This window comes from Gracilibacillus xinjiangensis (assembly GCF_042651765.1).
Classification (GTDB): Bacteria; Bacillota; Bacilli; order Bacillales; family Amphibacillaceae; genus Gracilibacillus; species Gracilibacillus xinjiangensis.
In genome coordinates, this window is sequence record NZ_JBHSDT010000008.1 from 115,466 (window position 1) to 139,737 (window position 24,272).

Below are 24,272 nucleotides of genomic sequence, written 5' to 3' on the forward strand. Positions count from 1 at the left end.
GAAAAGGATGTTTGTTTCATTAAATTGGTTAAAAAATTATGTCGATATCGATCAATTATCACCAGAAGACCTTGCGGAACGAATTACGAAATCCGGGATTGAGGTTGAAGGGATTGAACGGTTTGCACAAACCAGCACAAACGTTGTTGTCGGTTATGTGGAAAGTTGTGAAAAACACCCGAATGCAGATAAATTAAATGTATGTCAGGTGAGTGTTGGGGAAGAAACACTGCAAATTATTTGCGGGGCACCTAACATTGCCCAAGGGCAAAAAGTAGCAGTAGCAAAACCTGGTGCTGTTTTACCAGGGGATTTTAAAATTAAACGTGCAAAATTACGTGGCATTGAATCAAATGGAATGATTTGCTCACTGCAAGAGCTGGGTGTTGAAGAGAAATATGTTCCGAAAGAATATGCGAGCGGGATCTTTGTCTTCCCTGAGAATACAGAAGTTGGTGCAGATGTAACTGAGTTGTTGAACTTAGATGACATTATCATCGAGCTTGGTTTAACACCAAATCGCTCTGATGCATTAAGTATGCTAGGTGTTGCATATGAAGTTGCGGCAATCCTTGATGTGCCGATCCGTTTACCGCAAACCTCACTAAGAGCAGCAGATGAAGTGGCTGAGGATCATGTGTCGGTAAAAGTAGAAGCAACGGATGTGAACCCATATTATGGAGCATTTGTTGTGAAAGATGTCAAAGTAGGCCCATCCCCGCTATGGATGCGTAATTATTTAATGGCAGCAGGGATCCGCCCAATCAATAATGTTGTCGATATTACGAACTATGTTTTATTAGAATATGGTCAGCCGCTGCATGCATTTGATTATGATAAGTTCGGTTCAGATGAAGTGGTTGTTCGTATGGCGAAGGATGGCGAGAAAATGGTTACATTGGATGATGTGGAACGAACATTATCTGCTGAGCATTTAGTCATCACAAATGGCAAGGAACCTGTAGCACTTGCTGGTGTCATGGGTGGAGCTGATTCAGAGGTTTCTGATACAACCACAAACGTATTGTTAGAAGCAGCATACTTTAACGGGCAAACCGTAAGGAAAGCTTCAAAAGCTTTCGATCTTCGCAGTGAAGCATCAAACCGTTATGAAAAAGGGGTGGACCCGAATCGTGTTCGTGAAGCCGGTGTTCGAGCTTGTCAATTATTGAGTGAGTATGCTGGGGCAACTGTTTTATCAGGTGCAGTCGAGTTTGACCAGTTGGATTATTCAGAGAAAAAAGTTACGATCTGGACATCTACCATTAATGACCGTTTAGGAACATCTATTTCTAATGATGAGATTGCTGATATTTTACGTAAATTGCATTTTACTTATGAACAAGATGGAGAAACATTTGTCGTATCCGCACCAACTCGCCGTCAGGATATTGTCATTTTTGAAGACATGGTCGAAGAAGTTGCACGTATCTTTGGTTACGATAATTTGCCATTCACATTACCACAAGGCGGTTCCCAGGCAGGCGGTTTAACCAAAAATCAAGCATTGAAGCGCCATGTGAAACGTTTCTTGGAAGGTGCGGGGTTATCAGAAACTGTTACTTACTCATTAACAAGTAAAGATCGTGCCGAACAATTTGTCAGTCCTGAAGTAAAAGAACAAATGGTATCGACCGTCTCCCTGGCTATGCCGATGAGTGAAGAGCACAGTACGTTACGTGTCAGTATATTACCGGAAATGCTGAACTCTGTTGCATACAATTTAGCACGAAAACAGGCAGATGTTGCTTATTATGAACTTGGCAGTATCTTTATCTCTGAGGAAGAAAATGTAACGAAACAACCGGAAGAAAAATTGCGCCTTACTGGTGTAATAACAGGTCAGTGGCTGACACACCCGTGGCAGCAAGAGAAAAAACCTGCAGATTTCTTTGTTATAAAAGGTGTGTTAGAGGCATTGTTCGCTTCATTAAAAATCGATGTGACATATAAGCAGGCAAAAATCGATGGCATGCATCCGGGGCGTACGGCGCAACTTTTTGTTGGTGATCGTGCCATCGGGTTTGTTGGTCAAGTTCATCCAGCAATGCAAAAAGCTTATGATTTAAAAGAGACGTATGTATTTGACGTTGATTTTGAATATCTATTAGCCATTCACGATAATGAACCAGACTATGCTGTTATCCCGCGTTTCCCTAGTGTTACACGTGATATTGCACTAGTTGTTGATGAAACAGTACCAGCAGGTGCAGTCCAGGCAGTAATTGCTGAAGCGGGCGGAGAACTTGTAAAAGACATTCAAGTTTTCGATGTGTATCAAGGTGAGCACTTAGAAGCAGGTAAAAAATCAATTGCCTATAGCTTATTCTATCAAGATCCGGAACGAACATTGACAGATGAGGAAGTAGAAGCATCTTATCAGGCGATTTTAGAAGAAACAGCGAAGCAATTTGATGCGCAACTAAGAGGTTAAATGAGAGGAACTGTATCCGAGAGGGTGCAGTTCTTTTTTATGAAACACGATACGGAAAAGCACCACAGCTAATTACAAAAAAAGAGCCCGCATTCGGAGCTCTACTTATTTAGGTATTTCATCGCTTTTTCTGTATTCGCAAAATGGATTTTCGCAGCATCTTTTAATACATCGCGACCGCGTTTCTTTATTAGATAGGCAGCTGTTTCATCGACTTTGGCTGAAGCCCCTTTTGGAATGGTTACACCAAATCGCTGAGATAAAAGATCCATTTCTTTTACAAATTTAGCCCGAGCAAGAATGGATGCTGCCGCAACAGATGTGGAATGGCTTTCTGCTTTCGTCATAAAAAAGGTGTCAGGTCTTAATTCGCCACCTTCTGTCCCGATATATTTCATATAAACAGATGGCTGGCAAAATTGGTCAATCAAAACAGGCTGTTCTTCATCTATTTTGACCATAAGCTTCTCAATGGCATAGTGATGTAACATTGCCTTCATCTTGCCTTGATTCCAGCCTTTTTCCTGCAGTCGATTATATTTCGCATTATCCATTGTTAATAAGGTGTACGGAATTTCCGCACGTACTATCTCTTTCGCTAAGGAACGAATCCGGTCATCTGTTAATGCTTTAGAGTCTGTTATACCAAGCTTTTTCAAATAATCGATTTGGTCTTCTGAAACGAATACAGCACTAACGGTAATTGGACCAAAGTAATCACCAGTCCCTGCTTCATCTGTTCCAATATGTGCACTTGTGAAGATATCATTTGATGGTGCATAATCGTGATCGTTCACCGATTTTGAGGCTTTTTTCTTACTGCTGCTCGCAACAGTCCCGCCTTTTTGCAGCCATTTATTTGCTTCGGTTTGAGAATCCGTCCCTTGGAACATCACTTTACCTGATGCATATGCTGTAATAGAGGTACCATTCACTTTTGCTAAAAACAATGCGTTCTGAGGCATACTTACAATTGCATCAAGATAATACTCTTTCACTGCAGATAATTCTTCCCGTTTCATTTGTATAACTACATTTGACAAATAAATCGCTCCTTCATTGTATCTACCAACTAGTATAACAGAGTTTATCTTATCAGAATAGTTTTCTATTTGGCTCGTTCATGTTAATATAAAATTTAAGGTTTTACTAGGTTATACCACGTATTAATAGTATAATCAGATAAGTGAAAAGAATTTGTAGGGGGTATGAAGGTGACCCAACCGAAAAAATCACGGACTACTGTTAAAATATATGGAAGATCCTATAAAGTTGTAGGGGAAGAAAAAGAAGATCATGTTAAATTAATTGCAAACTTAGTAGATGAAAAGATGCAGGAAATACATGAGGTTAATAAATCCCTTGATACAACTAGTTTAGCCGTTTTAACAGCAATTAATACAATGAATGATTACATAAAATTAAAAGAGGATTTTGAAGTATTGCAAAATCTTCTGGAGGAGAAAGAGGAATAATATTGTCATGGTTACTTTAGCTATTTTGTTTTTTCTTGTAATTGGTTTTTTTGTTGGATTAAAAAGAGGATTAATCCTGCAAGTTTTACACCTAGCAAGCTTTATTATCGCATTTGTCATTGCAGCATTATACTATAAAGATATCGCCCCTAAATTAGAAATGTGGATCCCATATCCCCAACTTTCCGAAGATACACCGTGGGCTGTCTTTCTAGGTAATTTACCGCTTGAGACAGCATATTATAATGCAATTGCATTCGGTATCTTATTTTTTGTTACAAAAATTGTTTTACAAATCATTGCTACAATGTTAGATTTTGTTGCAAACTTGCCTCTCCTAGGTTTGGTAAATAGCTGGCTTGGTGCCATTCTGGGTTTTATAGAAGTCTATCTAATTATCTTCGTCCTATTGTATATCGCTGCACTTGCACCAGTGCCACAAGTCCAGGAATGGTTGGAAGCATCATCATTAGCCAGATTCATTATTGAACAAACACCAGTTTTATCAGAAAAAATCCGTGATATATGGTTTGCGAATGACCCAGCAAATTAAGACAGATAATAATGAAGACATACCCTTGCCACGATGATTTCGCAAGGGTATTTGCGCGAAAGGAGTTTTGTGATGACTGTAAATAAGAAAGATGTCATTAAATTACTAGAGAAAATTGCTACATATTTAGAATTAAAGGGAGAAAATCCTTTTAAAATATCTGCCTACAGAAAGGCAGCACAAGCATTGGAAAGAGATGAACGGTCTTTATCTGCGATCACAGACTTCACCAAAATACAAGGTGTGGGAAAAGGAACAGCAGCCGTCATAACCGATTATATGGAAAATGGTAAATCAGAAACACTTACCGAGTTGGAGAAAGAAGTACCAGCAGGCCTCATCCCGCTTTTACATGTCCAGGGATTAGGCGGGAAAAAGTTAGCGAAACTGTATAAGGAATTAAATATTACCGATGCTCAAACATTGCGCAAAGCCTGTGAAAATGGCCAGCTCCAAGATTTAAAAGGGTTTGGCAAAAAAACAGAAGAAAAAATTCTTGATGCTTTAAATAAAGTGAATGAACGGCCAGAACGGCTTCCTGTAGCATTTGTTCTGCCGATTGTTGATAAAGTCGAAGCATATTTAGAAACGATCGATGAAATCATCCGCTTCTCTATTGCAGGAAGTATGCGCAGATTCCGTGAAACGGTTAAGGATTTAGATTTTATTGTGTCAACAAACAAGCCTGAAGCTGTCCAAAAGAAACTGCTGGAAATGGACGGAATTGTGGAGACTATTGCAGCAGGTGATACAAAAGTTTCGGTTACAGTAAATCACTACTATGATGTGAGCATCGATTTCCGTATCGTGACAGATGAAGAGTTCCCAACAACGTTACACCACTTTACTGGATCGAAGGATCATAATGTGCTGATGCGTCAACTAGCGAAAGCACAAGGGAAGAAGATTAGTGAATATGGTGTAGAAGATGTGGAAACAGGTGAAGTGGAAACATTTGCTTCCGAGGAACAGTTTTTCCAAAGTTTTGGACTTGCTTATATCCCGCCGGAATTACGTCAAGGAAAAGATGAACTGAAGCTCGCCGAAGGAGAGATTCAAGTTTTACAAGATCATGATATGAAAGGCGATCTTCATATGCACACAACATGGAGTGATGGCGCCCAATCTGTGGAAGAGATGGTGGAACGCGCGATCGAAAAAGGGTATGACTATATTGCGATTACCGATCACTCCAAATATTTACGTGTTGCGAATGGATTAAATGAAGAAAGACTGCGCAAACAAGCAATAGAAATCGAACAAGCAAGAAAGAAATACCCTGATTTTCATATTTTCCGCGGTGTTGAAATGGATATTTTACCAGATGGATCGCTCGATTTTAATGATGATTTCCTGCAAGAGCTCGATTTTGTCATTGGCTCGATACACTCCAGTTTCAGCCAAAGCGAGAAACTGATCCATCAACGTTTGTTAACAGCGTTAGAGAATCCATATGTGAACATGATCGCACACCCTACAGGAAGACTTTTAGGAAAAAGGGATGGTTATCGCGTTGATGTCAAATGGCTGATTGATCAAGCAAAACGAACGAATACGATTCTCGAATTAAATGCGAACCCCAATCGATTAGACCTTGCCGCAGAATGGGTGGCACTTGCCCAGGAAAAAGACGTGAAGATAGCGATTAATACAGATGCCCATAGTTATGACATGTTGGAACATATGCCGATTGGCTGTGGGACAGCGCGTCGGGGCGGATTGACTACAGATACGGTTGTGAACAGTTGGCCGAAAGACAAACTGATTGAATTTTTAATGAAACAGAAGAAATAGGAGGAGTGCGACAATGAATGCGCGAATTTTTAACGTATTAGAGTTTAGCAAAATAAAAGAGCAATTAATCGCACAGGCAGCATCATCACTTGGTGTAGAAAAAGCACGATCACTTGCTCCTTCTACTGATTTAGAGGAAGTTATCCGGTGGCAAGATGAAACAGATGAAGCGTATCATGTTATACGATTAAAAGGAAATGTGCCACTTGGCGGTATCACAAATATTAAACCACATGTGAAGCGGGCTGCGATTGGCGGTGTATTAAGCACACACGAATGTTTGGAAATTGCGAGTACCATATATGGCGGAAAGCAATTGAAACTATTTATCGATAAACTGGACGATTTAGAGCTGCCTATTATTCGCGACATTACGGAAGAAATTGTGCCATTAAATGAATTGGAGCGGGAGATTAAAAACTGTATCGATGATAATGGTCATATGATGGATGGTGCGTCAGATAAATTGCGCAGCTTACGTACAAAAATTCGTACAAATGAAAACAAAGTTCGTGACAGATTGGAAAATGTGACAAGAACAAAAGCGAAGATGTTATCAGATGCGATTATAACGATTCGAAATAACCGTTATGTATTACCAGTGAAGCAAGAGTATCGCTCGGCAATCGGCGGGATTGTGCATGATCAATCGGCCTCTGGACAGACATTATTTATGGAGCCGCAATCTGTTGTAGAGTTAAATAATGCGTTATCGGCAGCAAAAGTTGAAGAGATGCGTGAAATTGAACGGATATTAAAAGAGTTGTCTGTCAGAGTGGCAGAGGATGAGGAATTATTACTGCAGAATGCAGAAGCATTAGCAACACTTGATTTTATTTTTGCCCGTGCAAAATTAAGCCATGCTATGAAGGCTAGTCGTCCAAAAATGAATGATCGCGGTGTAATTAAAATGAAACAAGCGCGTCATCCGCTTATTGATACAGACGATGTTGTCGCAAATGATGTCGAGCTAGGCGAGGAATTTACGGCTATTGTGATCACAGGACCCAATACTGGCGGGAAGACAGTGACATTAAAAATGGTTGGACTTTGTACACTGATGGCACAGTCCGGCTTGCAAGTTCCAGCACTTGATGGCTGTGAACTGGCCGTATTCTCCAACGTATACGCAGATATCGGTGATGAGCAGTCAATTGAGCAAAGCTTAAGTACGTTTTCTTCCCATATGACAAACATTGTTGACATACTAAAAAGTTTCGATCATCAATCGTTATTACTATTCGATGAATTAGGGGCAGGGACAGACCCGCAGGAGGGTGCCGCACTGGCAATGTCTATTTTAGATTATGTGATCGAAAGAGGCGCCCGTGTTATTGCAACAACGCACTATCCTGAGTTAAAAGCATATGGCTATAATCGGGATGGTGTTATTAATGCATCGGTAGAGTTCAATGTCGAAACATTAAAGCCAACCTATCGTTTATTAATCGGTGTACCTGGTCGAAGTAATGCATTCGAAATTTCAAAACGGCTTGGGCTGGACGATGCTGTGATTCAAGAGGCGAAAACACATATTGGAGCAGATTCAAAAAGTGTGGAAAACATGATTGCATCATTAGAAACCTCACGAAGAAAAGCAGAATCAGATTATGAAAAAGCGGAGCAAATTTTACAGGATGCCGAACAATTAAAGCGAGACGTGGAAAAACAATGGCAACAGTTTGAACAGCAAAGAGAAGCATTATATAAAAAGGCGGAAGAAAAAGCAGAAAAGGCTGTTGCGAAAGCTCGTGAAGAAGCAGAAATCATTGTATCTGAATTGCGTAACATGCAAACAGAATCGGAGTGGAAGGAACATGAATGGATCGAGGCAAAGAAATTACTGCAAGATGCCCAGCCAGAATTGTCGAAGAAAGAGAAGAAACAGCAAGCAGCTTTTGATGAAGGCAAAGCCAAGGAATTAAAGCCAGGGGATGAAGTTCGGTTATTGACTTTAGACCAAAAAGGAACAATTATCGAGCAATCCGGGAAAAACGAATTCCAAGTGCAAGTAGGAATAATGAAGATGAAGGCAAAGCGCAAAGACTTGTTATTTATTCGCAGAGAAGAGCCGACTGTCGAAAGGCCGCTGGCAACTGTCAGAGGCTCGAATTATCATGTCAAGCCAGAGCTCGATCTGCGTGGTGAGCGTTATGAGGAAGCATTACAACAGTTAGAAAAATATATGGACGATGCACTACTGGCAGGATATAACCATGTTTCGATCATTCATGGAAAAGGAACTGGCGCGCTGCGTAAAGGAGTACGTGACTATGCAAGAAAGCATTCACGAATTGCTCATGCACGTGATGGGGAGATGTCGGAAGGCGGATCTGGTGTCACTGTACTGGAATTGAAATAATTAACTGGAGGTGGAGAGATGTCAGATTTCTGGTCGAATCCATTTATTGAGACAGCGGCAAGGTATAGTGTGGCAGTACTTTGTTTAGTTGTCTTCCTTGTCATTTTCGAATTAGTGACATCCTATAAAAATTGGGATGAGATTAAGCGAGGCAATATAAGTGTTGCAATGGCAACAGGTGGGAAGATATTCGGGATCGCAAACATTTTCCGCTATACAATCGAGCATAATGACACGATTTTAGAAAGTATTGTATGGGGCGGTTTCGGCTTTATTTTATTATTGCTCGGTTACTTTATTTTTGAATTTCTTACACCAACTTATAAAATCGATAAGGAGATTGCCAGTGATAACAGGGCAGTTGGTTTTATATCGATGGTGATTTCAGTCGGTTTATCGTTTGTAATTGGTTCGAGTATCGGTTAAGAGGAGTGGCACACTATGAAGACATTGGCATATGTGTTAATTGCAGTAGCAATTATTTTTCTTATTGTAGGAATTTATTACGTGATGTCGGTATAAGCTAGCAATGATAAGCAAAGTATTAGTAAGTTTTTCATTAGTAATGGTATACTTGACTAGAAATTTGCAATACAAGGAGGAAATATAATGGCAATTGTAAAAGCGACAGATTCTAATTTTAATACAGAAACTAGTGAAGGTTTAGTCTTAGCAGACTTTTGGGCAACATGGTGTGGACCTTGTAAAATGATCGCACCAGTGTTGGAAGAAATAGATGCAGATATGAGCGAAACAGTAAAGATCGTTAAATTAGATGTTGATGAAAACCAAGAAACAGCTGGTAAGTTCGGTGTGATGAGTATCCCGACATTACTACTCTTCAAAGACGGCGAAGTTGTTGATCAAGTAGTTGGATACCAACCAAAAGAAGCACTTGTTGAGTTAATCAACAAACATGCTTAATCAAATTCCAAATCCCTTATTATAGTGCTATACTATAATGAGGGATTGTTTTTTGTTAAAATCCTATCAGACTTGGAGTCAGGCATGGATGATTAGACAGGCGTCTAAACATCAGAAGCAGAATCCGGGATTTGATGAAATTACTGATGGCGCAGATTTTTTTATACAACTACTGAACTTATATAGATAAAGAGCAAAAGTAAGATGAATCCCAGAACCAATTATTAGCATGAATTAGAATAGTGGAGGTGACCCATTTGAATGAGCATATTCAAGAAAAGCTTGCGGTATTGCCGATGCAGCCTGGCTGTTACTTAATGAAGGACAAACACGGTACAGTCATTTATGTCGGTAAATCCAAAAAGCTGCGCAACAGGGTCAGGTCCTATTTTATTGGGGCGAATGATCAGAAAACACAGCGGCTCGTTCGCGAAATTAGAGACTTTGAATATATTGTGACAAGCTCAGAAATTGAAGCACTTATTCTCGAAATGAATCTGATAAAAAAATATGATCCAAAATATAATGTATTGCTAAAAGATGATAAATCCTATCCTTTTTTGAAAATTACCAATGAGCGACACCCACGCCTTGTTATCACAAGGAAAGTGAAAAAGGATAAAGGGAAATATTTCGGACCTTATCCGAACGTAATAGCAGCACGGGAAACGAAAAAGCTATTGGATCGGCTTTATCCTCTGAAAAAGTGTAATAACCCTAAAGGACGGCACTGCTTGTATTATCATATGCATCAATGTTATGCATGTGCAGAAAACCCGCCATCACGAGAAGAATATAACGAAATCGTTCAAGAGATAGCAAGGTTTTTAAATGGAGGGCATCGTAAAATTAAGGAACAGTTAACGGAGAAAATGCTGAACGCCTCGGAAGAGCTGAATTTTGAGCGGGCGAAAGAATTACGTGATCAGATTCAGCACATTGAAGCAGTGATGGAAAAACAAAAGATGACAATGAAAGATCAGGTTGACCGCGACGTTTTTGGTTACAGCTATGATAAAGGCTGGATGTGTGTCCAAGTATTTTTTATCAGGCAAGGAAAGTTGATTGAACGGGATGTATCTATGTTTCCATTTTTTGATGATGCGGAAGAAGCATTCTTAAGCTTTATAGGAAGTTTTTATCTCCATCATCATCATCCAAAACCGAAACAGATTCTTGTTCCAGTCCCTACAGATGTCAATATCCTAAAAGAATTACTGGAAGTGGACGTCCATATCCCGATGCGAGGCCAGAAAAAGGAGCTCGCTGAATTGGCGAAAAAGAATGCAGAAATTGCCCTTGAAGAGAAATTCTCTTTAATTGAACGTAATGAAGAGCGTACCATAAAGGCAATTGAAAGTTTAGGTGAAAAACTTCATATTGAAACACCGTACAGAATTGAAGCATTTGATAACTCGAACATTCAAGGAACGGATCCTGTTTCCGCAATGGTTGTTTTCATTGATGGTAAGCCTGCCAAAAAAGAATACAGGAAATATAAGATTAAACAAGTTGAAGGTCCTGATGACTATGATACAATGCGTGAGGTTATTCGCAGACGTTACACTAGGGTGTTAAAAGAAGGAGCGCCATTACCAGATCTTATTGTTGTCGATGGGGCGAAAGGACAAATGTCAGCAGCGATTGATGTACTGGAAAATGAATTAGGTTTAGATATTCCGCTTTGTGGTCTTGCGAAAGATGAGAAACATAGAACGAGCGAACTGCTGTATGGTAATCCGGCAGAAGTTGTTTCACTTGACCGCCGCTCACAGGAATTTTATTTTATCCAACGAATTCAAGATGAAGTCCACCGTTTTGCGATAACTTTCCACCGTCAATTACGAGGTAAAAGTGCGTTTCGTTCCCAACTGGATGATATACCAGGTGTTGGTGAGCAGCGGAAAAAACTTCTCCTGACACACTATAAATCTTTAAACGAGATTAAGAATACAAGTATAGAAGATTTAATTAAATTAGGTATTCCGGAGCCTGTTGCAAGGAACATCATTGAACAATTAAAAAAAGATGATCTTTCTGATTAGAAATGATCATCTTTTTCTATTAATCACTATACATAACTTGGAATTCGACGAAGTCTTTCTTCACTTCGGCAATACATTCACAAGATTTACTAGTAATCTGTTCCATTACATATGCCAGAAAACCAGCTTCTAAGCGGAACTCAATATTTTCAATTGTTTCAATGCGAGCTTCAATCACTTCCCCGCTTAATTGAAACACATTCCCGCGGCGTTTTTCTTTCACAAGCTGCAGTTCTCCCCAGCCGACATGACGGAAGAATTCCATTACTTCTTCTATTGTTACCCAATCACTTTTGCCTGCCAAATTTTTACCCATTACATATAAAATTAAATCAGAATCCTTGCCAAGCATGTCAGGCAACCCAATATAGCGTAACAGATCATAGCCACTGCCCGTAATATGTAGATTTGCAATAATTGTTGCGATATTTGTCTTTTTATCTATCAAGATTTGACCCCTCTCTTACCAACAATCCGTATAGTTTTATTATCTACTTTTTTGTCAAATGGTGCAATAAGTAATATGATGTATTTCTTTTCAGCTTCACTGGATACAAGATTTATTCCCCTAAAAATCGACAACTAATCATTAGAAAAAGTATTCGTTTTCTTGACGCTTTCCCGTGATAGAAGTACAATAGTTGTGTTGACAATATACGAATTTCCTTGGATGGGTTGTCTCGTTCATTTATGGATGATACGAAAGAGAAATCTCTTATGACGAGATGTAAAGCGCTTTAAAGTAGTTTAATATAAAATCGTATGTTGAAATTTTAACACTTATCTATGTTAGAGGGGGGTAAAAAAAGAGATGGAGAATAGGGATTTTTTTTATCGTAGGTTACACTCATTATTAGGGGTAGTGCCAATTGGTATCTTTTTAATCCAGCACTTAATTGTCAATCATTTCGCAGTGTATGGAGCAGAGAGTTTTAACAAAGCGGCACATTTTATGGAATCATTACCATTCCGTTTCGCACTGGAAGCTATCATTATCTTTTTGCCGATTTTGTTCCATGCGGTATTAGGGGTGTATATCGTCTTTGTTGCAAAAAACAATGTTAAACGTTATGGATTTTTCCGTAACTGGATGTTCTTCTTGCAGCGTATTTCTGGGATAATTACACTTATCTTTATCGTTTGGCACGTATGGCAAACACGTGTGCAAATCGGACTTGGCAATGTTGAATTGGATTACAGCTTAATGGGAGATATTTTAGCCAGCCCGGCAATGTTCTGGTTCTATGTGATTGGGGTTGTTTCTACAACATTCCACTTCGCTAATGGACTATGGAGCTTTTTAGTGACATGGGGGATTACAGTAACACCACGTTCACAGAAGATTGCTACATACGCAACTTTAATCGTTTTCCTTGCGGTAACATATATAGGTATTCGCGCATTGTTCGCATTTGTTTAATAGATTAGTAATGTTAGAAAAAGAAGGAGTGAGTAGGAATGAGTGATCGCAATATTGTTATTGTCGGTGGTGGTCTGGCAGGATTAATGGCCACAATCAAAGCAGCAGAAGCAGGAGTACATGTGGATTTATTATCGATTGTTCCTGTAAAAAGGTCTCACTCTGTTTGTGCACAAGGTGGAATTAACGGTGCGGTAGATACAAAAGGAGAAGGAGATTCTCCGATGATCCACTTTGATGATACGGTTTACGGCGGGGACTTTTTAGCAAATCAGCCGCCAGTAAAAGCGATGTGTGAGGCAGCGCCAGGTATTATCCATATGTTTGATCGAATGGGTGTTATGTTTAACCGGACAAATGAAGGTTTACTGGATTTCCGTCGTTTCGGTGGAACACAACATCACCGTACTGCATTTGCTGGTGCGACAACAGGGCAGCAATTATTATATGCATTAGATGAGCAGGTTCGACGCTATGAAGTACAAGGATTAGTAACGAAATATGAGGGCTGGGAATTTATTTCAGCAATTATTGATGAAGAAGGTGTTGGCCGAGGCGTTATCGGTCAAAACATCAAATCACATGAATTTAAAGTGTTTAAAGGGGATGCGACGATTTTTGCATCAGGCGGACCTGGTATAATCTTCGGAAAATCAACGAACTCTGTCATTAACACAGGTTCTGCGGCTGCGGCACTTTATTTGCAAGGTGCAATCTATGCAAACGGTGAATTCATTCAAATCCACCCGACAGCAATCCCAGGTGATGACAAGCTTCGTTTAATGAGCGAGTCTGCACGTGGAGAAGGTGGTCGTATCTGGACATATAAAGATGGGGAACCATGGTACTTCTTAGAGGAAAAATATCCTGCATATGGAAACCTTGTACCACGTGATATCGCCACACGTGAAATTTTTGATGTTTGTGTTAATCAGAAACTGGGAATCAATGGCGAGAACATGGTGTACCTTGATTTATCACATAAAGATCCGAAAGAACTTGATATAAAACTTGGTGGAATTATCGAAATCTACGAGAAATTCGTTGGGGAGGACCCACGTAAAGTGCCAATGAAAATTTTCCCTGCTGTTCACTATTCAATGGGTGGTCTTTGGGTTGATTATGATCAAATGACAAATATTCCTGGTATTTTTGCTGCAGGTGAGTGTGATTATTCCCAACATGGTGCCAACCGTCTTGGAGCTAACTCATTATTATCATCTATTTTTGGTGGTATGGTCGCAGGACCGAATGCCATTAAATATATCGAGGGATTAGAAAAAACAATAGATGATATCCCTTCAACTGTTTTTGATCAACAATTAAAGCAGGAAGAAGAGCAATTCGAGCAATTGATTAACATGCGTGGTGAGGAAAATGCTTACCAAATCCACAAAGAGCTTGGAGAGTGGATGACAGATAACGTAACAGTTGTTCGTGACAATGCGAAACTGTTAAAAACAGATGAGAAAATCCAGGAGTTGCTGGAACGCTGGGAAAACATTAATATGGATGACACATCCCGGTGGAACAACCAGGGCGTTATGTTCACACGACAATTGAAAAACATGTTACATCTTGCTCGTGTTATTACGCAAGGTGCTTATAATCGGAATGAGAGCCGCGGGGCACATTATAAACCGGAATTCCCTGAACGTAATGATGAGGAATGGTTAAAGACTACAATGGCTTCATTCGATACTGCTAACAATGCACCGAAGTTTTCGTATGAAGAGGTTGATGTATCATTAATCAAACCAAGGAAACGTGACTATAGTAAGAAAAAATAATCAAGGGGGTAGCAAGAGATGGCTGAAGATAAAATAACGCTGATTATTACAAGACAAGATAGCCCGGACTCTCCGTCATATCAGGAGACATATAAGATCAACTATCGTAAGAATATGAATATTATTTCAGCTCTAATGGAGACCCAAAGTAATCCTTACAACGCGGATGGAGAAAGACGTCCCCCAGTCAATTGGGAGTCTAACTGTTTAGAAGAAGTATGTGGGGCTTGTTCGATGGTTATCAATGGGGAACCGAGACAAGCATGTTCTACACTTGTTGATAAATTAGAACAACCAATTACCATTGAACCAATGTCAACATTTCCAGTAGTCCGTGATTTGGTCGTTGACCGAAGCCGCATGTTTGATTCCTTGAAAAAAGTGAAAGCATGGATTCCCATTGATGGGACGTATGATTTAGGACCAGGGCCGAGAATGCCTGAGAAAAAGCGTCAGTGGGCATACGAGTTATCGAAATGTATGACGTGTGGTGTCTGTTTAGAAGCATGTCCAAACGTTAACAGCAAGTCAGACTTCATTGGACCAGCACCACTTTCTCAAGTGCGCCTGTTCAATGCACATCCTACTGGTGAAATGCATAAAGCGGAACGTCTGGAAGCATTGATGGAAGATGGAGGGATCACTGGCTGTGGTAACTCGCAAAACTGTGTTCAAGTTTGTCCAAAAGGTATTCCATTAACTACATCTATCGCGGCATTAAACCGTGATACGAATATTCAATCATTTAAAAACTTCTTCGGTAGTGACAGTAATTATTAATAGGAAACCTGTTCCATTAAATGGAACAGGTTTTTTTGTATATAAGTAAAAAGCATTACCTGCATTGTGTGTAAATATGGTGATATACACCTAAAACTAAAATAATTCCTCCTACTATTCAATCATTCTCTTAAACATAAACAGATAAATATTTACAGTTTTACCATATCTATATTATAATATTTGATGTTTACTTGAGGAGGCTTACCAATGGAAAATGAGACGAAAAGTCCAGGTTTATCCTTTTTATCACAACCTGTACGCATGTTTGAAGAATGGCAAGAAAAACGGTTAAGTTGGCAACAATTATTATTGCTGTCACTGGGATTAGGCAGCACCAATCTATTAAATCGATTTTATACGGTCGAAATGGGGGAACATTTCTCTATCATTGTGCTTATTGTTCTGGCAATCCTTCTAGGACCATTAGCTGGATTTGTTGGAATTAAAGTTGGAGCATTTTTTGCGGAGAAAATTGGTCGGCTTTTTAAAGGGAAAGCTACTTATCGTCAGATGGAGAATGTTGTCGGCTGGTCTGTTCTTCCACATCTATTATTAATTCCATTATGGATTATGGAAATCATTCTTTTCCCGGATATATTTACAGCAGAATTGTTCGCTTCAATGACAGAGCAGGAAGCATTTCTTTTTAATTTACTCTTATTTTTTGAAGTTATCGCCTATGGGTGGAGCATGCTTATATTTGTGATTGGCTTCTGTAACTATCATCAATTTAAGAAAATGAAGCCAGTTGTCTACATTGTACATACACTAGTCTTCCTGTTTCTCCTATTCAGTTGGGGGGCAGGAGGTTTGCAAATATATGATACAGTACAATACAACAATGCATTAGAAGAAGAAGATTATGAAACAATCCTGACGAATGCGGAAAAAGATCTAGAGGAAGAACCGACAGACCTTGTTGCATTAAATAATAAAGCATATGCGTTAATAAATGAAGGAAATTATGAAGAAGGTCTTGAGCTCGTAAATCAAGTATTGGAAATCGAACCGGAAAATGATATTGCCTTAAATAATAAAGGCTGGGCTCTCAATTTGCTTGAGCGAAATGAAGAAGCATTAGAGGCAATCCTCAAAGCACTTGAAGTTGCTCCAAATGATACTTATGAATATGTTAATCTAGGAAACATTTATTATGGCTTAGAAGAATATCAATCAGGTATAGAAGCATTTAATATGGCGATTGATTTGGGTATTACTGAAGATACAGCTAGTGCCTATTACGGACTGGGGCTCATCCATTATGAATTGTCAGATTATGACCAATCGATAGAAAACATGGAAACATATTTATCCTATGTCCCAGACGACATTGATGCCTATTGGGTGTTAGCAAATACTTATGATATACTCAGTGATCAAACAAAAGCCATCGAAATGGTTGATGAAATTCTTTTGAGAGATCCGATGAACGTCCCTGTCCAAACATATAGAGCAGACCTTCACCTTTATTATGAACAAGTAGAAGAAGCGGAAGCAATTTATCAGGAAATCCTTGCGAATTACCCTGATTACCCTGATGGTTATTATGGAATAGCAGCCATTGCAGCATATAAACAGAACATGTCAGAAGCCATCTCTAATTTAGAGATTGTATTACAATATGACCCTTACTATTTCGCAAATGCACTCCATGATGCTTTTTTTGATACGATCCGCAATACGAGTGAATTTAAAGAATTAGAAGCAAGATATTATGAGATGGATGGATTGTCCGAAGATGATGGTGATAGTGGTTTTAGGGAAGAAACCATTCAATATGATTAAAGAAAAATGTCCAGGCAAATGCCTCGGACATTTTTAATTGGCATCGGAACAAATTTTACCTTAATGATTCCTCAGAGATATACTAATTATTCGTATCAAAGTGCAAATCGACTGATAGCCTTTAACAGATGGGAGATCCCCTTTATATATAATCTTTGTTATTGAATGGATCAGTGGATTATTTCCCGGGACGATTAGTCCCTATAAGAATTCGAAAATAATAAACGGAAAGGAATCAACTCACCTTTTTATTCTTCTCGTTCTGGATAAATTTTTAACAGGAAAATTCCACCGAAAAAGAAATGTATCGTTAGGGGCGGATTTAAAAAAATGGGGAGAAATATGAGCTATTATTCTATCTATAGGACAGAGGTACAGGTATCTTCTTGGCAGGGTGTTGTACCATCTGCCTCCGTTTGCCAACTGATTGCTTTCTTAAGGAATAATAGGGATAAAATTGCATATAACTTATCGACAGTTTAAATCAATTGATGTCCCCGTGTTAACAAAGGAGGCTACTTTATGGACAGAGAAATTCATTTTAGAATGGCTGCAGAGCAAGATTTGGACAAAGTTGTTGAAATGCTTGCTGATGACGTTTTGGGCAGTAAAAGGGAAAAGTATGAACAGCCACTGCCAGAAAGTTATCTAAAAGCTTTCCAGGCAATTAGCTCTGATCCTAATAATGAATTAATTATTGCATATCAAGGAGAAGAAATTATTGGTGTCCAGCAAATTACTTTCACACCATATATAACACATCAAGGCGGATGGAGAGCTACAATTGAAGGTGTCAGAACTGCCAGGACTTATCGTGATAAAGGGATAGGAACAGCACTTATCCAATGGGCTATTAAACGAGCAAAAGCCCGTGGCTGCCATTTAATTCAGCTTACAACAGACAAAGACAGACAGGATGCTCTGAGATTCTATCAGCGACTGGGATTTAAAGCAACACATGAGGGTTTAAAAATGAAACTGTGAGCAACGAATCAGGAGGCTGAGGTTTCATCAATCTTTGCTAGGATATTGCTTTTTAGATATGTCTCAGCCTCGTAATTTATAAAATGGAAGGTCACAAGATAGGATAAAGTTTCCTAGAGATTCCGCCTGTATTAAATCTTCCGCCAAATAATTTGGACGGCAATCAATAATGCTTTTATATACTCCACTATGTCTCCTTCCTATGAAGTGCCTTTCCACCTACATACTCGCATACAGTGTTGTTTGGACTCTTTGTATGATCCATCCACTCTGAACTAACTTCCCAGGATAGTTAAAACTCTATCAAGCAAAAAAATTGGATGTCATCAAAAATTTACAGACAATAATGTTTAATCGCTTTGACATGATGTAAAAAAAATCATACAATATGTATATAATCTATTACGCGGAGGGGTGTTAGATATGTCGTTTCATGAAAAAAAGGCTATTATTTTAATGCTGACAGGTACCATTATTTTGGTGGCATATTGTACTTATGCATATCAGAAGTATCAGTTGGGCGTGATTGGTACAAATGATATGAAATTCTGGTCAGGTATCATACTTTTGTTTATCGGGATAGGAATTGTCGCTGCCATTATAATTCAAATTATTTTTCATATTATTCATTCTATAGCAGTTACTGTACAGGAAAGAATTAGGAATGGCCACCGTAATGAGAAGGAAATACAGAAAACAATCGAATCAGATATGGTTCCAGATGAAATGAATCGGCTTATTGAACTAAAATCAATCAAAATTGGCTTTATTGTTGTAGCAATTGGATTTGTCACAGCCCTTGTTTCCCAGGTATTAGATTATTCAAGTGCAGTTATGCTCAACATCTTGTTTTTATCGTTCTTTGCAGGCTCGCTTAGTCAAGGATTGGCCCAGCTGTACTTCTACAGAAAGGGGGTAAAGAATGCCTAAGAAACTTCAAATTACAAACAACATCCGAAGACAACGTTTCTTTGCTGATGAAATGACACAGCAGCAGCTGGCTGAAAAGGTAGGAGTCTCGAGACAGACCATTATCTCAATAGAAGCGGGAAAATACTCTCCCTCATTGGAACTAGCTTTTAAAATCGCTGAGACATTCGAATTAGAAATCGGTGAAGTGTTTGGATATGAAAGGAAAGAATAAAAACATAAAAGGGAAGAGGAATAGAAAATGATCAACCATAAAAGGACTGCTGCATTTGTTGGGTTGTTATATATCATTGGAACCATTTCAGGCATATTAAGTGTTATGTTTACAGGGTCGATCCTTGAGAGTACCGATTTGTTTATGACAGTTTCCACAAATGAAAGCCATATAATTTTAGGAGTCGTTTTTATATTGATCATGGGTATTTCTCTTGCATTTGTTCCAATTATTATTTATCCGATTGTTAAAAAGACTAATCAAGCTTTGGCTCTTGGGTATGTGGTTTTTCGTGGAGCGCTTGAGAACTTTACTTATCTTGCATATGCGATTAGCTTGCTAGTGTTAGTGGTTTTTAGTAAGGAATTTGTTCGTTCAGTTTCTCTCGATAATACCATTTTTCAGGTGATGGAAAATATAATAGTGGACTCAGGTGAACAGATTCAGGCTATCTCAACAGTTGTATTTAGCGTTGGTGCTTTGATGCTTTATTACTTATTATATCAATCCAGACTAATACCGAAATGGCTATCGGGCTGGGGTTTTATTGCCGGCATAATCTACTTAGCGACAGGTGTCTTTGGACTATTCGGACCAACATTCACGATTTTGATGATGCCCCTTGCATTACAGGAAATGGTCATGGCAGTATGGCTTATTATCATGGGCTTTTCACCTGCAAAGTAAGCAATGAGCAATCCTCTGCCTTCCACAATCAGAGATGGATTTCGAAGCAGGGGGTATATATGTTGAAGTTTGAAGCAGGATTATGGAAATGGTATATAGAATAATCTATTGAGGAGCATTTTATAAAGTATAGGAGGATAATTATGTTTAACTCACCGATTGGCCGATTTAGAATAATAGGTTTTTTAGAAGGTTTATCCCTGCTTGTTTTATTATTTGTTGCAATGCCGCTTAAATATTTAGCTGGACTTCCTGAAGCAGTTACCGTAATCGGTACGCTTCATGGTGTACTATTTATTTTGTATCTGGCTGTCATAGCATATGTAACTTTTAAGATCAGGTGGTCTTTATTATGGGTGATCTCAGCAATAGCTGTTGCATTTATTCCATTCGGTAATCTTCTTTTTGATGTAAGACTGCGCAAGGTATCCTTCAACTAAATAAAAATGGAATGATTCCAATTAATTGTAATAAAAGATTCTTGTTTGTATATATGTTACACTAGTGAGTATAAGGAGGGATAATTGTGAGTGATAATATATCAGAGATAGATTATCGTGAAGTTTTGGATTATTCACTTGATCCAATTATCATTCATACGGACTATAGAATAATGTACATAAATCCTGCTGCAGAGGAACTTTTTAAAACGACGCAGGAAGAAGTTATAGGTATCAGTCCATTGGATATATTCCAGGAGACGTCCAAATCGGCTATTAAAAAACGTATAACAGGAGCATATGCTAGTCCGGCAGATGTGATTGAGGAAACGGTATACAAAATGGATGGCACAACGGTTGATGTTGAATTATATTGTCATCCTGTTATGGTAGGAAACAAAAAGGCGATTCAAACTTACATAAGAGATATAACTGATCGCAAAATAACGGAAGAGAAACAAAAAGAAATGGAAAGGCAAATTAATGAATTGTCAGCAACGGTTGTTCCGCTTCTGGATGAAATAGGGGTGTTGCCATTAGTAGGTAAAATAGATCAAGAAAAGGCGATCCAGATTCTGGAAATTGTACCATTAAAGGTCCAATCCCTAAATATTACCCATTTAATTATAGATTTCTCTGGAGTATATTCGTTAGATGATGTGGTGATTGATTCTCTTTTTCGAATAGGCAGTGTTTTATCACTTCTAGGAGTACAATCTATTATCACTGGTTTAAGACCCGAATTAGCGATAGAAGCAACCAGTTTAAACATTGACTTATCCTCATTCCCGACAATGTCAACAGTCAAAAATGCACTTTCTTACCTTGGTTTAAATGTGAAATCTTAAAACAGGAAGGAGGACTCTCTCTGTTCTTCTTTTTTTTTTTTAGGTGGAAAGTGTTTCCTCTTGCAGGCTGCTAATTACCTCTTATACTTATAATCCCTTCAAATTTTTAAAATTCTCTAAATATATTTAAATATTTCGTCAGATGAATCCGTCATATGGGGGTCCATTTGTTTCGCGCTAAAGAGATGAGCAAGAAGAAGCCTTAATATCGATTTACAGTGATGAAACAGGCTATTCCAGTTTTTTCATCTCTCCCATTTGAGCTGGTAGAGGGAAATGCTGAGTTACCTGTAGGGGAACTGCAAGAGAGAGCAACAGGGTAACTGGAATTAGTTGTTGGGAATATTCAAGAGAATATGTTTTAGATGAAACGTATAACACTAAAATGCATTGATGATACAGGAATGATAAAGGTAAGTGAATAAACAAGGCGGGACAGATAATCTTTCCCGCCAGTTTACGTGATACAGCTTCATTTTTTGGACATAATAAACAAAGAAGGAGCTGATCGTATGTATGTAAAAGAATTAACAGTAAATAGAGTGTTGGGTGCAAAAGGAATGGCAGGTCTGACGAATTTAGCGCAAAATTTTGAGAGCGATATCAAATTAAAATCCAATAATTATCATATCGATGTGAAAAGTATCTTAGGTCTGCTCTCCCTTAATCTTGGTCAAGGAATGGATGTTACGATTATCACGAAAGGTGATGATGATAAGGAGGCACTCGTTGCGATCTGTGAATATTTAGAAGCAATAATCCCATGAAATAGAATTTTTTGAAAAGTAGGATTTGATTGAAAATAAAAAGAACATACATTCTGCCCCTGTGGTATAATTATCCAAAAGGCTAAGGGTGATTGGATGACTATTTTCAACCCTAATATCGAGGAGCTTATAAAGTGTTTTTCTTGACCAGTCAAAAAAAGAACTCACTGATACAGCTGTTCATCAATTGGGCGAAATAATTGGGGAATTATTCCCGAATTTTGGATAACGTATTTATGAAAAGGAGGGGGTCACTAATGAAACATAAATTGGAGAGAGTTGGTACAACATATATACCTGTAACCAATGTAGAGCTTTCAGCTGAATGGTATGTGAATAAATTGGGCGGGGAGTTAAGCTATAAGGATGAAGACAAAGCAATTGTGAATCTAGCAAACCAAAGCTTCTTTCTCGTACAATCAAATGGGCAGCAAACTGCTAATTTTATAGATATTCATGGGGAAGAGCGATTCTCTTTAACTTTTGAAGTGGATGGATTGGATGCCTTAAAAGCAATCCATCAAGACTTCAGACATGCTGGTATTAAAGTTGGAGAAATTGAGAATAGAGGACACCCGGGAAGAAACTTTGTTTTTCAAGATTTGGATGGGAATCAATTTGACGTATGGAGTAAACTGGCGGTAGATAAGAAGATGGAATGATAGGGTTTACACATGGCTAAATGGATGAAGGCTCTCAAAAGTTGTGAAGTAAGTCATAAGTTAATTCTCCTATCATTAGAGCGCACACAATGACAGGAAAAAGCAATGAAGAACAGTTAAGATAGTATTGGAAAGGGAGGTTATGGGATTGGAAGGACTTAAGCGAATGAATGATACGATTCAGTATATAGAGGAGCATCTGGATAAAAAAGTAGATATAGATAAACTGGCAGGGATTGCCTATCTATCAAAATTTCACTTTCAGCGATTATTTCATATGATTACAGGTGTTACTGTTGCAGAATACATACGAAAAAGAAGATTAACACTGGCTGCCCAAGAACTGATTGCATCAGACTCGAAAATAATCGATCTATCCTTAAAGTATGGATATGATACCCCGGAATCTTTTTCCAGAGCCTTTCGTATCGTTCACGGTATGAGTCCTTCTCAAGCACGGAAAGCAAAGCAGCGTTTAAAGGCATATCCTAAGCTTTCCTTTCAAATTCATTTAAAAGGAGAAGAAGATATGAATTACCGAATTGAAAAAAGAGAAGGCTTTAAAGTTGCAGGGAAAGAGATTAGAACATCAACAAAGAATGGAGAAAATTCTAAAAGAATCCCACAGTTCTGGGAAGAGTTAAATGGGGACGGAACAGTCGAGAAACTGATCGAGCATTCAGGGGAACTAGGGGTATTAGGAGTTTGTATGGAATTTGCTCCACAAATGGATGAACTTACTTATGTAATTGGTATGGAAAAGACAGAGGCAGCACCAATGGAAGAACTTGTGGAAAAAGAAATTCCGAAAGCAACATGGGCAGTATTCGAAGCAGTTGGTCCAATGCCAGATGCTATTCAAAAAGTGTGGAAGCGCATCTTTTCAGAATGGTTTCCATCAACAGGATATGAGCACGCGAATGCACCAGAGCTTGAAGTATATCTGCCAGGCAACCCGAATGATGAGGATTATCGAAGTGAGGTATGGATTCCGATTATTGATAATAAATAAACACAGCTGGGCAGGTTCACTGCCCTGTTTTTGTTTCTAATAACACAAATTGCAGACTTATTTATGGCTATTTATCTCTGTAATTCATAGCATAATGGAGAATATCGAACTCCTTTTTTTTTTCTTTATTAGCTATTTACTTACATATTCAGTACATATGATAACAAAATTCTTGGTGGGAGGGAATCTTTTCTCGGTTAACAGCGTCCCTTATTTTTTTATTTGATGGTAAAATTGTTGGGATTTTATGTTAATATAAAATGTAATGAGAATGTTGTACGTATAAGAGGAGTATATTCCTATTTTCACTAAAGTTAATATTCCACATTGGAATACCGGATTCGGCATTTATTTTACTATAGG

General features: G+C 38.5%; 23 protein-coding genes. 21 read left to right on the forward strand and 2 right to left on the reverse strand.

The window, feature by feature from the left end:
• Positions 1–7 precede the first annotated feature (7 nt).
• Complete coding sequence (pheT, locus tag ACFOY7_RS11630; RefSeq protein ID WP_390252249.1) at positions 8–2,434, forward strand: phenylalanine--tRNA ligase subunit beta; 2,427 nt, start codon at positions 8–10, stop codon at positions 2,432–2,434.
• A gap of 101 nt (positions 2,435–2,535) precedes the next feature.
• Here pheT and rnhC read toward each other — a convergent pair whose 3' ends face one another.
• Positions 2,536–3,477, reverse strand: coding sequence for a ribonuclease HIII (gene rnhC / locus ACFOY7_RS11635; protein ID WP_390252250.1), 942 nt, complete (start codon positions 3,475–3,477; stop codon positions 2,536–2,538).
• Positions 3,478–3,648: 171 nt separating this feature from the next.
• On the opposite strand from rnhC, the gene zapA reads away from it, so the two are divergent.
• The 7 genes from zapA (at position 3,649) to uvrC (ending at position 11,587) form a co-directional block, all read left to right on the forward strand.
• A complete protein-coding gene (gene zapA, locus ACFOY7_RS11640) occupies positions 3,649–3,909 on the forward strand; it encodes a cell division protein ZapA (RefSeq protein WP_390252251.1) in 261 nt (86 codons plus the stop codon).
• 25 nt (positions 3,910–3,934) lie between these two features.
• Positions 3,935–4,462 (forward strand): CvpA family protein, encoded by a 528-nt coding sequence (locus ACFOY7_RS11645; RefSeq protein WP_390252252.1) that lies wholly within the window; start codon positions 3,935–3,937, stop codon positions 4,460–4,462.
• Positions 4,463–4,534: 72 nt separating this feature from the next.
• The gene (gene polX, locus ACFOY7_RS11650) at positions 4,535–6,256 is read left to right on the forward strand and encodes a DNA polymerase/3'-5' exonuclease PolX (protein ID WP_390252254.1); all 1,722 of its coding nucleotides are present in this window, start codon (positions 4,535–4,537) and stop codon (positions 6,254–6,256) included.
• A 13-nt stretch (positions 6,257–6,269) separates the two neighbouring features.
• A complete protein-coding gene (locus ACFOY7_RS11655; protein ID WP_390252256.1) occupies positions 6,270–8,618 on the forward strand; it encodes an endonuclease MutS2 in 2,349 nt (782 codons plus the stop codon).
• A gap of 18 nt (positions 8,619–8,636) precedes the next feature.
• Positions 8,637–9,044: a DUF350 domain-containing protein gene (locus tag ACFOY7_RS11660; protein WP_390252258.1), complete on the forward strand. Its 408-nt coding sequence runs from the start codon at positions 8,637–8,639 to the stop codon at positions 9,042–9,044.
• Between the two features lie 183 nt (positions 9,045–9,227).
• Positions 9,228–9,542 carry a thioredoxin gene (gene trxA / locus ACFOY7_RS11665; protein WP_089742766.1) on the forward strand — a complete coding sequence of 105 codons (315 nt, stop codon included), beginning with the start codon at positions 9,228–9,230 and terminating at the stop codon, positions 9,540–9,542.
• Between the two features lie 257 nt (positions 9,543–9,799).
• Positions 9,800–11,587, forward strand: coding sequence for an excinuclease ABC subunit UvrC (gene uvrC / locus ACFOY7_RS11670; protein ID WP_390252260.1), 1,788 nt, complete (start codon positions 9,800–9,802; stop codon positions 11,585–11,587).
• Positions 11,588–11,606: 19 nt separating this feature from the next.
• Here uvrC and ACFOY7_RS11675 read toward each other — a convergent pair whose 3' ends face one another.
• The gene (locus ACFOY7_RS11675; RefSeq protein WP_390252262.1) at positions 11,607–12,035 is read right to left on the reverse strand and encodes a YslB family protein; all 429 of its coding nucleotides are present in this window, start codon (positions 12,033–12,035) and stop codon (positions 11,607–11,609) included.
• 363 nt (positions 12,036–12,398) lie between these two features.
• Between ACFOY7_RS11675 and ACFOY7_RS11680 the strand changes: the two genes are divergently transcribed.
• The 13 genes from ACFOY7_RS11680 (at position 12,399) to ACFOY7_RS11740 (ending at position 23,909) form a co-directional block, all read left to right on the forward strand.
• A complete protein-coding gene (locus ACFOY7_RS11680) occupies positions 12,399–13,007 on the forward strand; it encodes a succinate dehydrogenase cytochrome b558 subunit (protein WP_390252264.1) in 609 nt (202 codons plus the stop codon).
• Between the two features lie 38 nt (positions 13,008–13,045).
• Positions 13,046–14,797 carry a succinate dehydrogenase flavoprotein subunit gene (gene sdhA, locus ACFOY7_RS11685; RefSeq protein WP_390252266.1) on the forward strand — a complete coding sequence of 584 codons (1,752 nt, stop codon included), beginning with the start codon at positions 13,046–13,048 and terminating at the stop codon, positions 14,795–14,797.
• An 18-nt stretch (positions 14,798–14,815) separates the two neighbouring features.
• Positions 14,816–15,577: a succinate dehydrogenase iron-sulfur subunit gene (gene sdhB, locus ACFOY7_RS11690; protein ID WP_390252268.1), complete on the forward strand. Its 762-nt coding sequence runs from the start codon at positions 14,816–14,818 to the stop codon at positions 15,575–15,577.
• Between the two features lie 210 nt (positions 15,578–15,787).
• The gene (locus tag ACFOY7_RS11695) at positions 15,788–17,365 is read left to right on the forward strand and encodes a tetratricopeptide repeat protein (protein ID WP_390252270.1); all 1,578 of its coding nucleotides are present in this window, start codon (positions 15,788–15,790) and stop codon (positions 17,363–17,365) included.
• A gap of 522 nt (positions 17,366–17,887) precedes the next feature.
• On the forward strand, positions 17,888–18,349 hold the full coding sequence (locus ACFOY7_RS11700) for a GNAT family N-acetyltransferase (RefSeq protein WP_390252272.1): 462 nt from the start codon (positions 17,888–17,890) through the stop codon (positions 18,347–18,349).
• Positions 18,350–18,772: 423 nt separating this feature from the next.
• Positions 18,773–19,279 (forward strand): hypothetical protein, encoded by a 507-nt coding sequence (locus ACFOY7_RS11705; RefSeq protein ID WP_390252273.1) that lies wholly within the window; start codon positions 18,773–18,775, stop codon positions 19,277–19,279.
• On the forward strand, positions 19,272–19,493 hold the full coding sequence (locus tag ACFOY7_RS11710; protein ID WP_390252274.1) for a helix-turn-helix transcriptional regulator: 222 nt from the start codon (positions 19,272–19,274) through the stop codon (positions 19,491–19,493). Before ACFOY7_RS11705 ends, ACFOY7_RS11710 begins: the two co-directional genes overlap by 8 nt.
• A gap of 27 nt (positions 19,494–19,520) precedes the next feature.
• Positions 19,521–20,180 (forward strand): DUF4386 domain-containing protein, encoded by a 660-nt coding sequence (locus ACFOY7_RS11715; protein WP_390252275.1) that lies wholly within the window; start codon positions 19,521–19,523, stop codon positions 20,178–20,180.
• A gap of 143 nt (positions 20,181–20,323) precedes the next feature.
• Positions 20,324–20,620: a DUF3817 domain-containing protein gene (locus tag ACFOY7_RS11720; protein WP_390252276.1), complete on the forward strand. Its 297-nt coding sequence runs from the start codon at positions 20,324–20,326 to the stop codon at positions 20,618–20,620.
• A gap of 86 nt (positions 20,621–20,706) precedes the next feature.
• Positions 20,707–21,468: a PAS domain S-box protein gene (locus tag ACFOY7_RS11725; RefSeq protein ID WP_390252277.1), complete on the forward strand. Its 762-nt coding sequence runs from the start codon at positions 20,707–20,709 to the stop codon at positions 21,466–21,468.
• Between the two features lie 512 nt (positions 21,469–21,980).
• Positions 21,981–22,235 (forward strand): HPr family phosphocarrier protein, encoded by a 255-nt coding sequence (locus ACFOY7_RS11730; RefSeq protein WP_390252278.1) that lies wholly within the window; start codon positions 21,981–21,983, stop codon positions 22,233–22,235.
• Positions 22,236–22,492: 257 nt separating this feature from the next.
• Entirely contained in the window at positions 22,493–22,897 is a 405-nt protein-coding gene (locus tag ACFOY7_RS11735) for a VOC family protein (protein WP_390252279.1), read from the forward strand.
• Between the two features lie 142 nt (positions 22,898–23,039).
• A complete protein-coding gene (locus tag ACFOY7_RS11740) occupies positions 23,040–23,909 on the forward strand; it encodes an AraC family transcriptional regulator (protein ID WP_390252280.1) in 870 nt (289 codons plus the stop codon).
• Positions 23,910–24,272 lie beyond the last annotated feature (363 nt).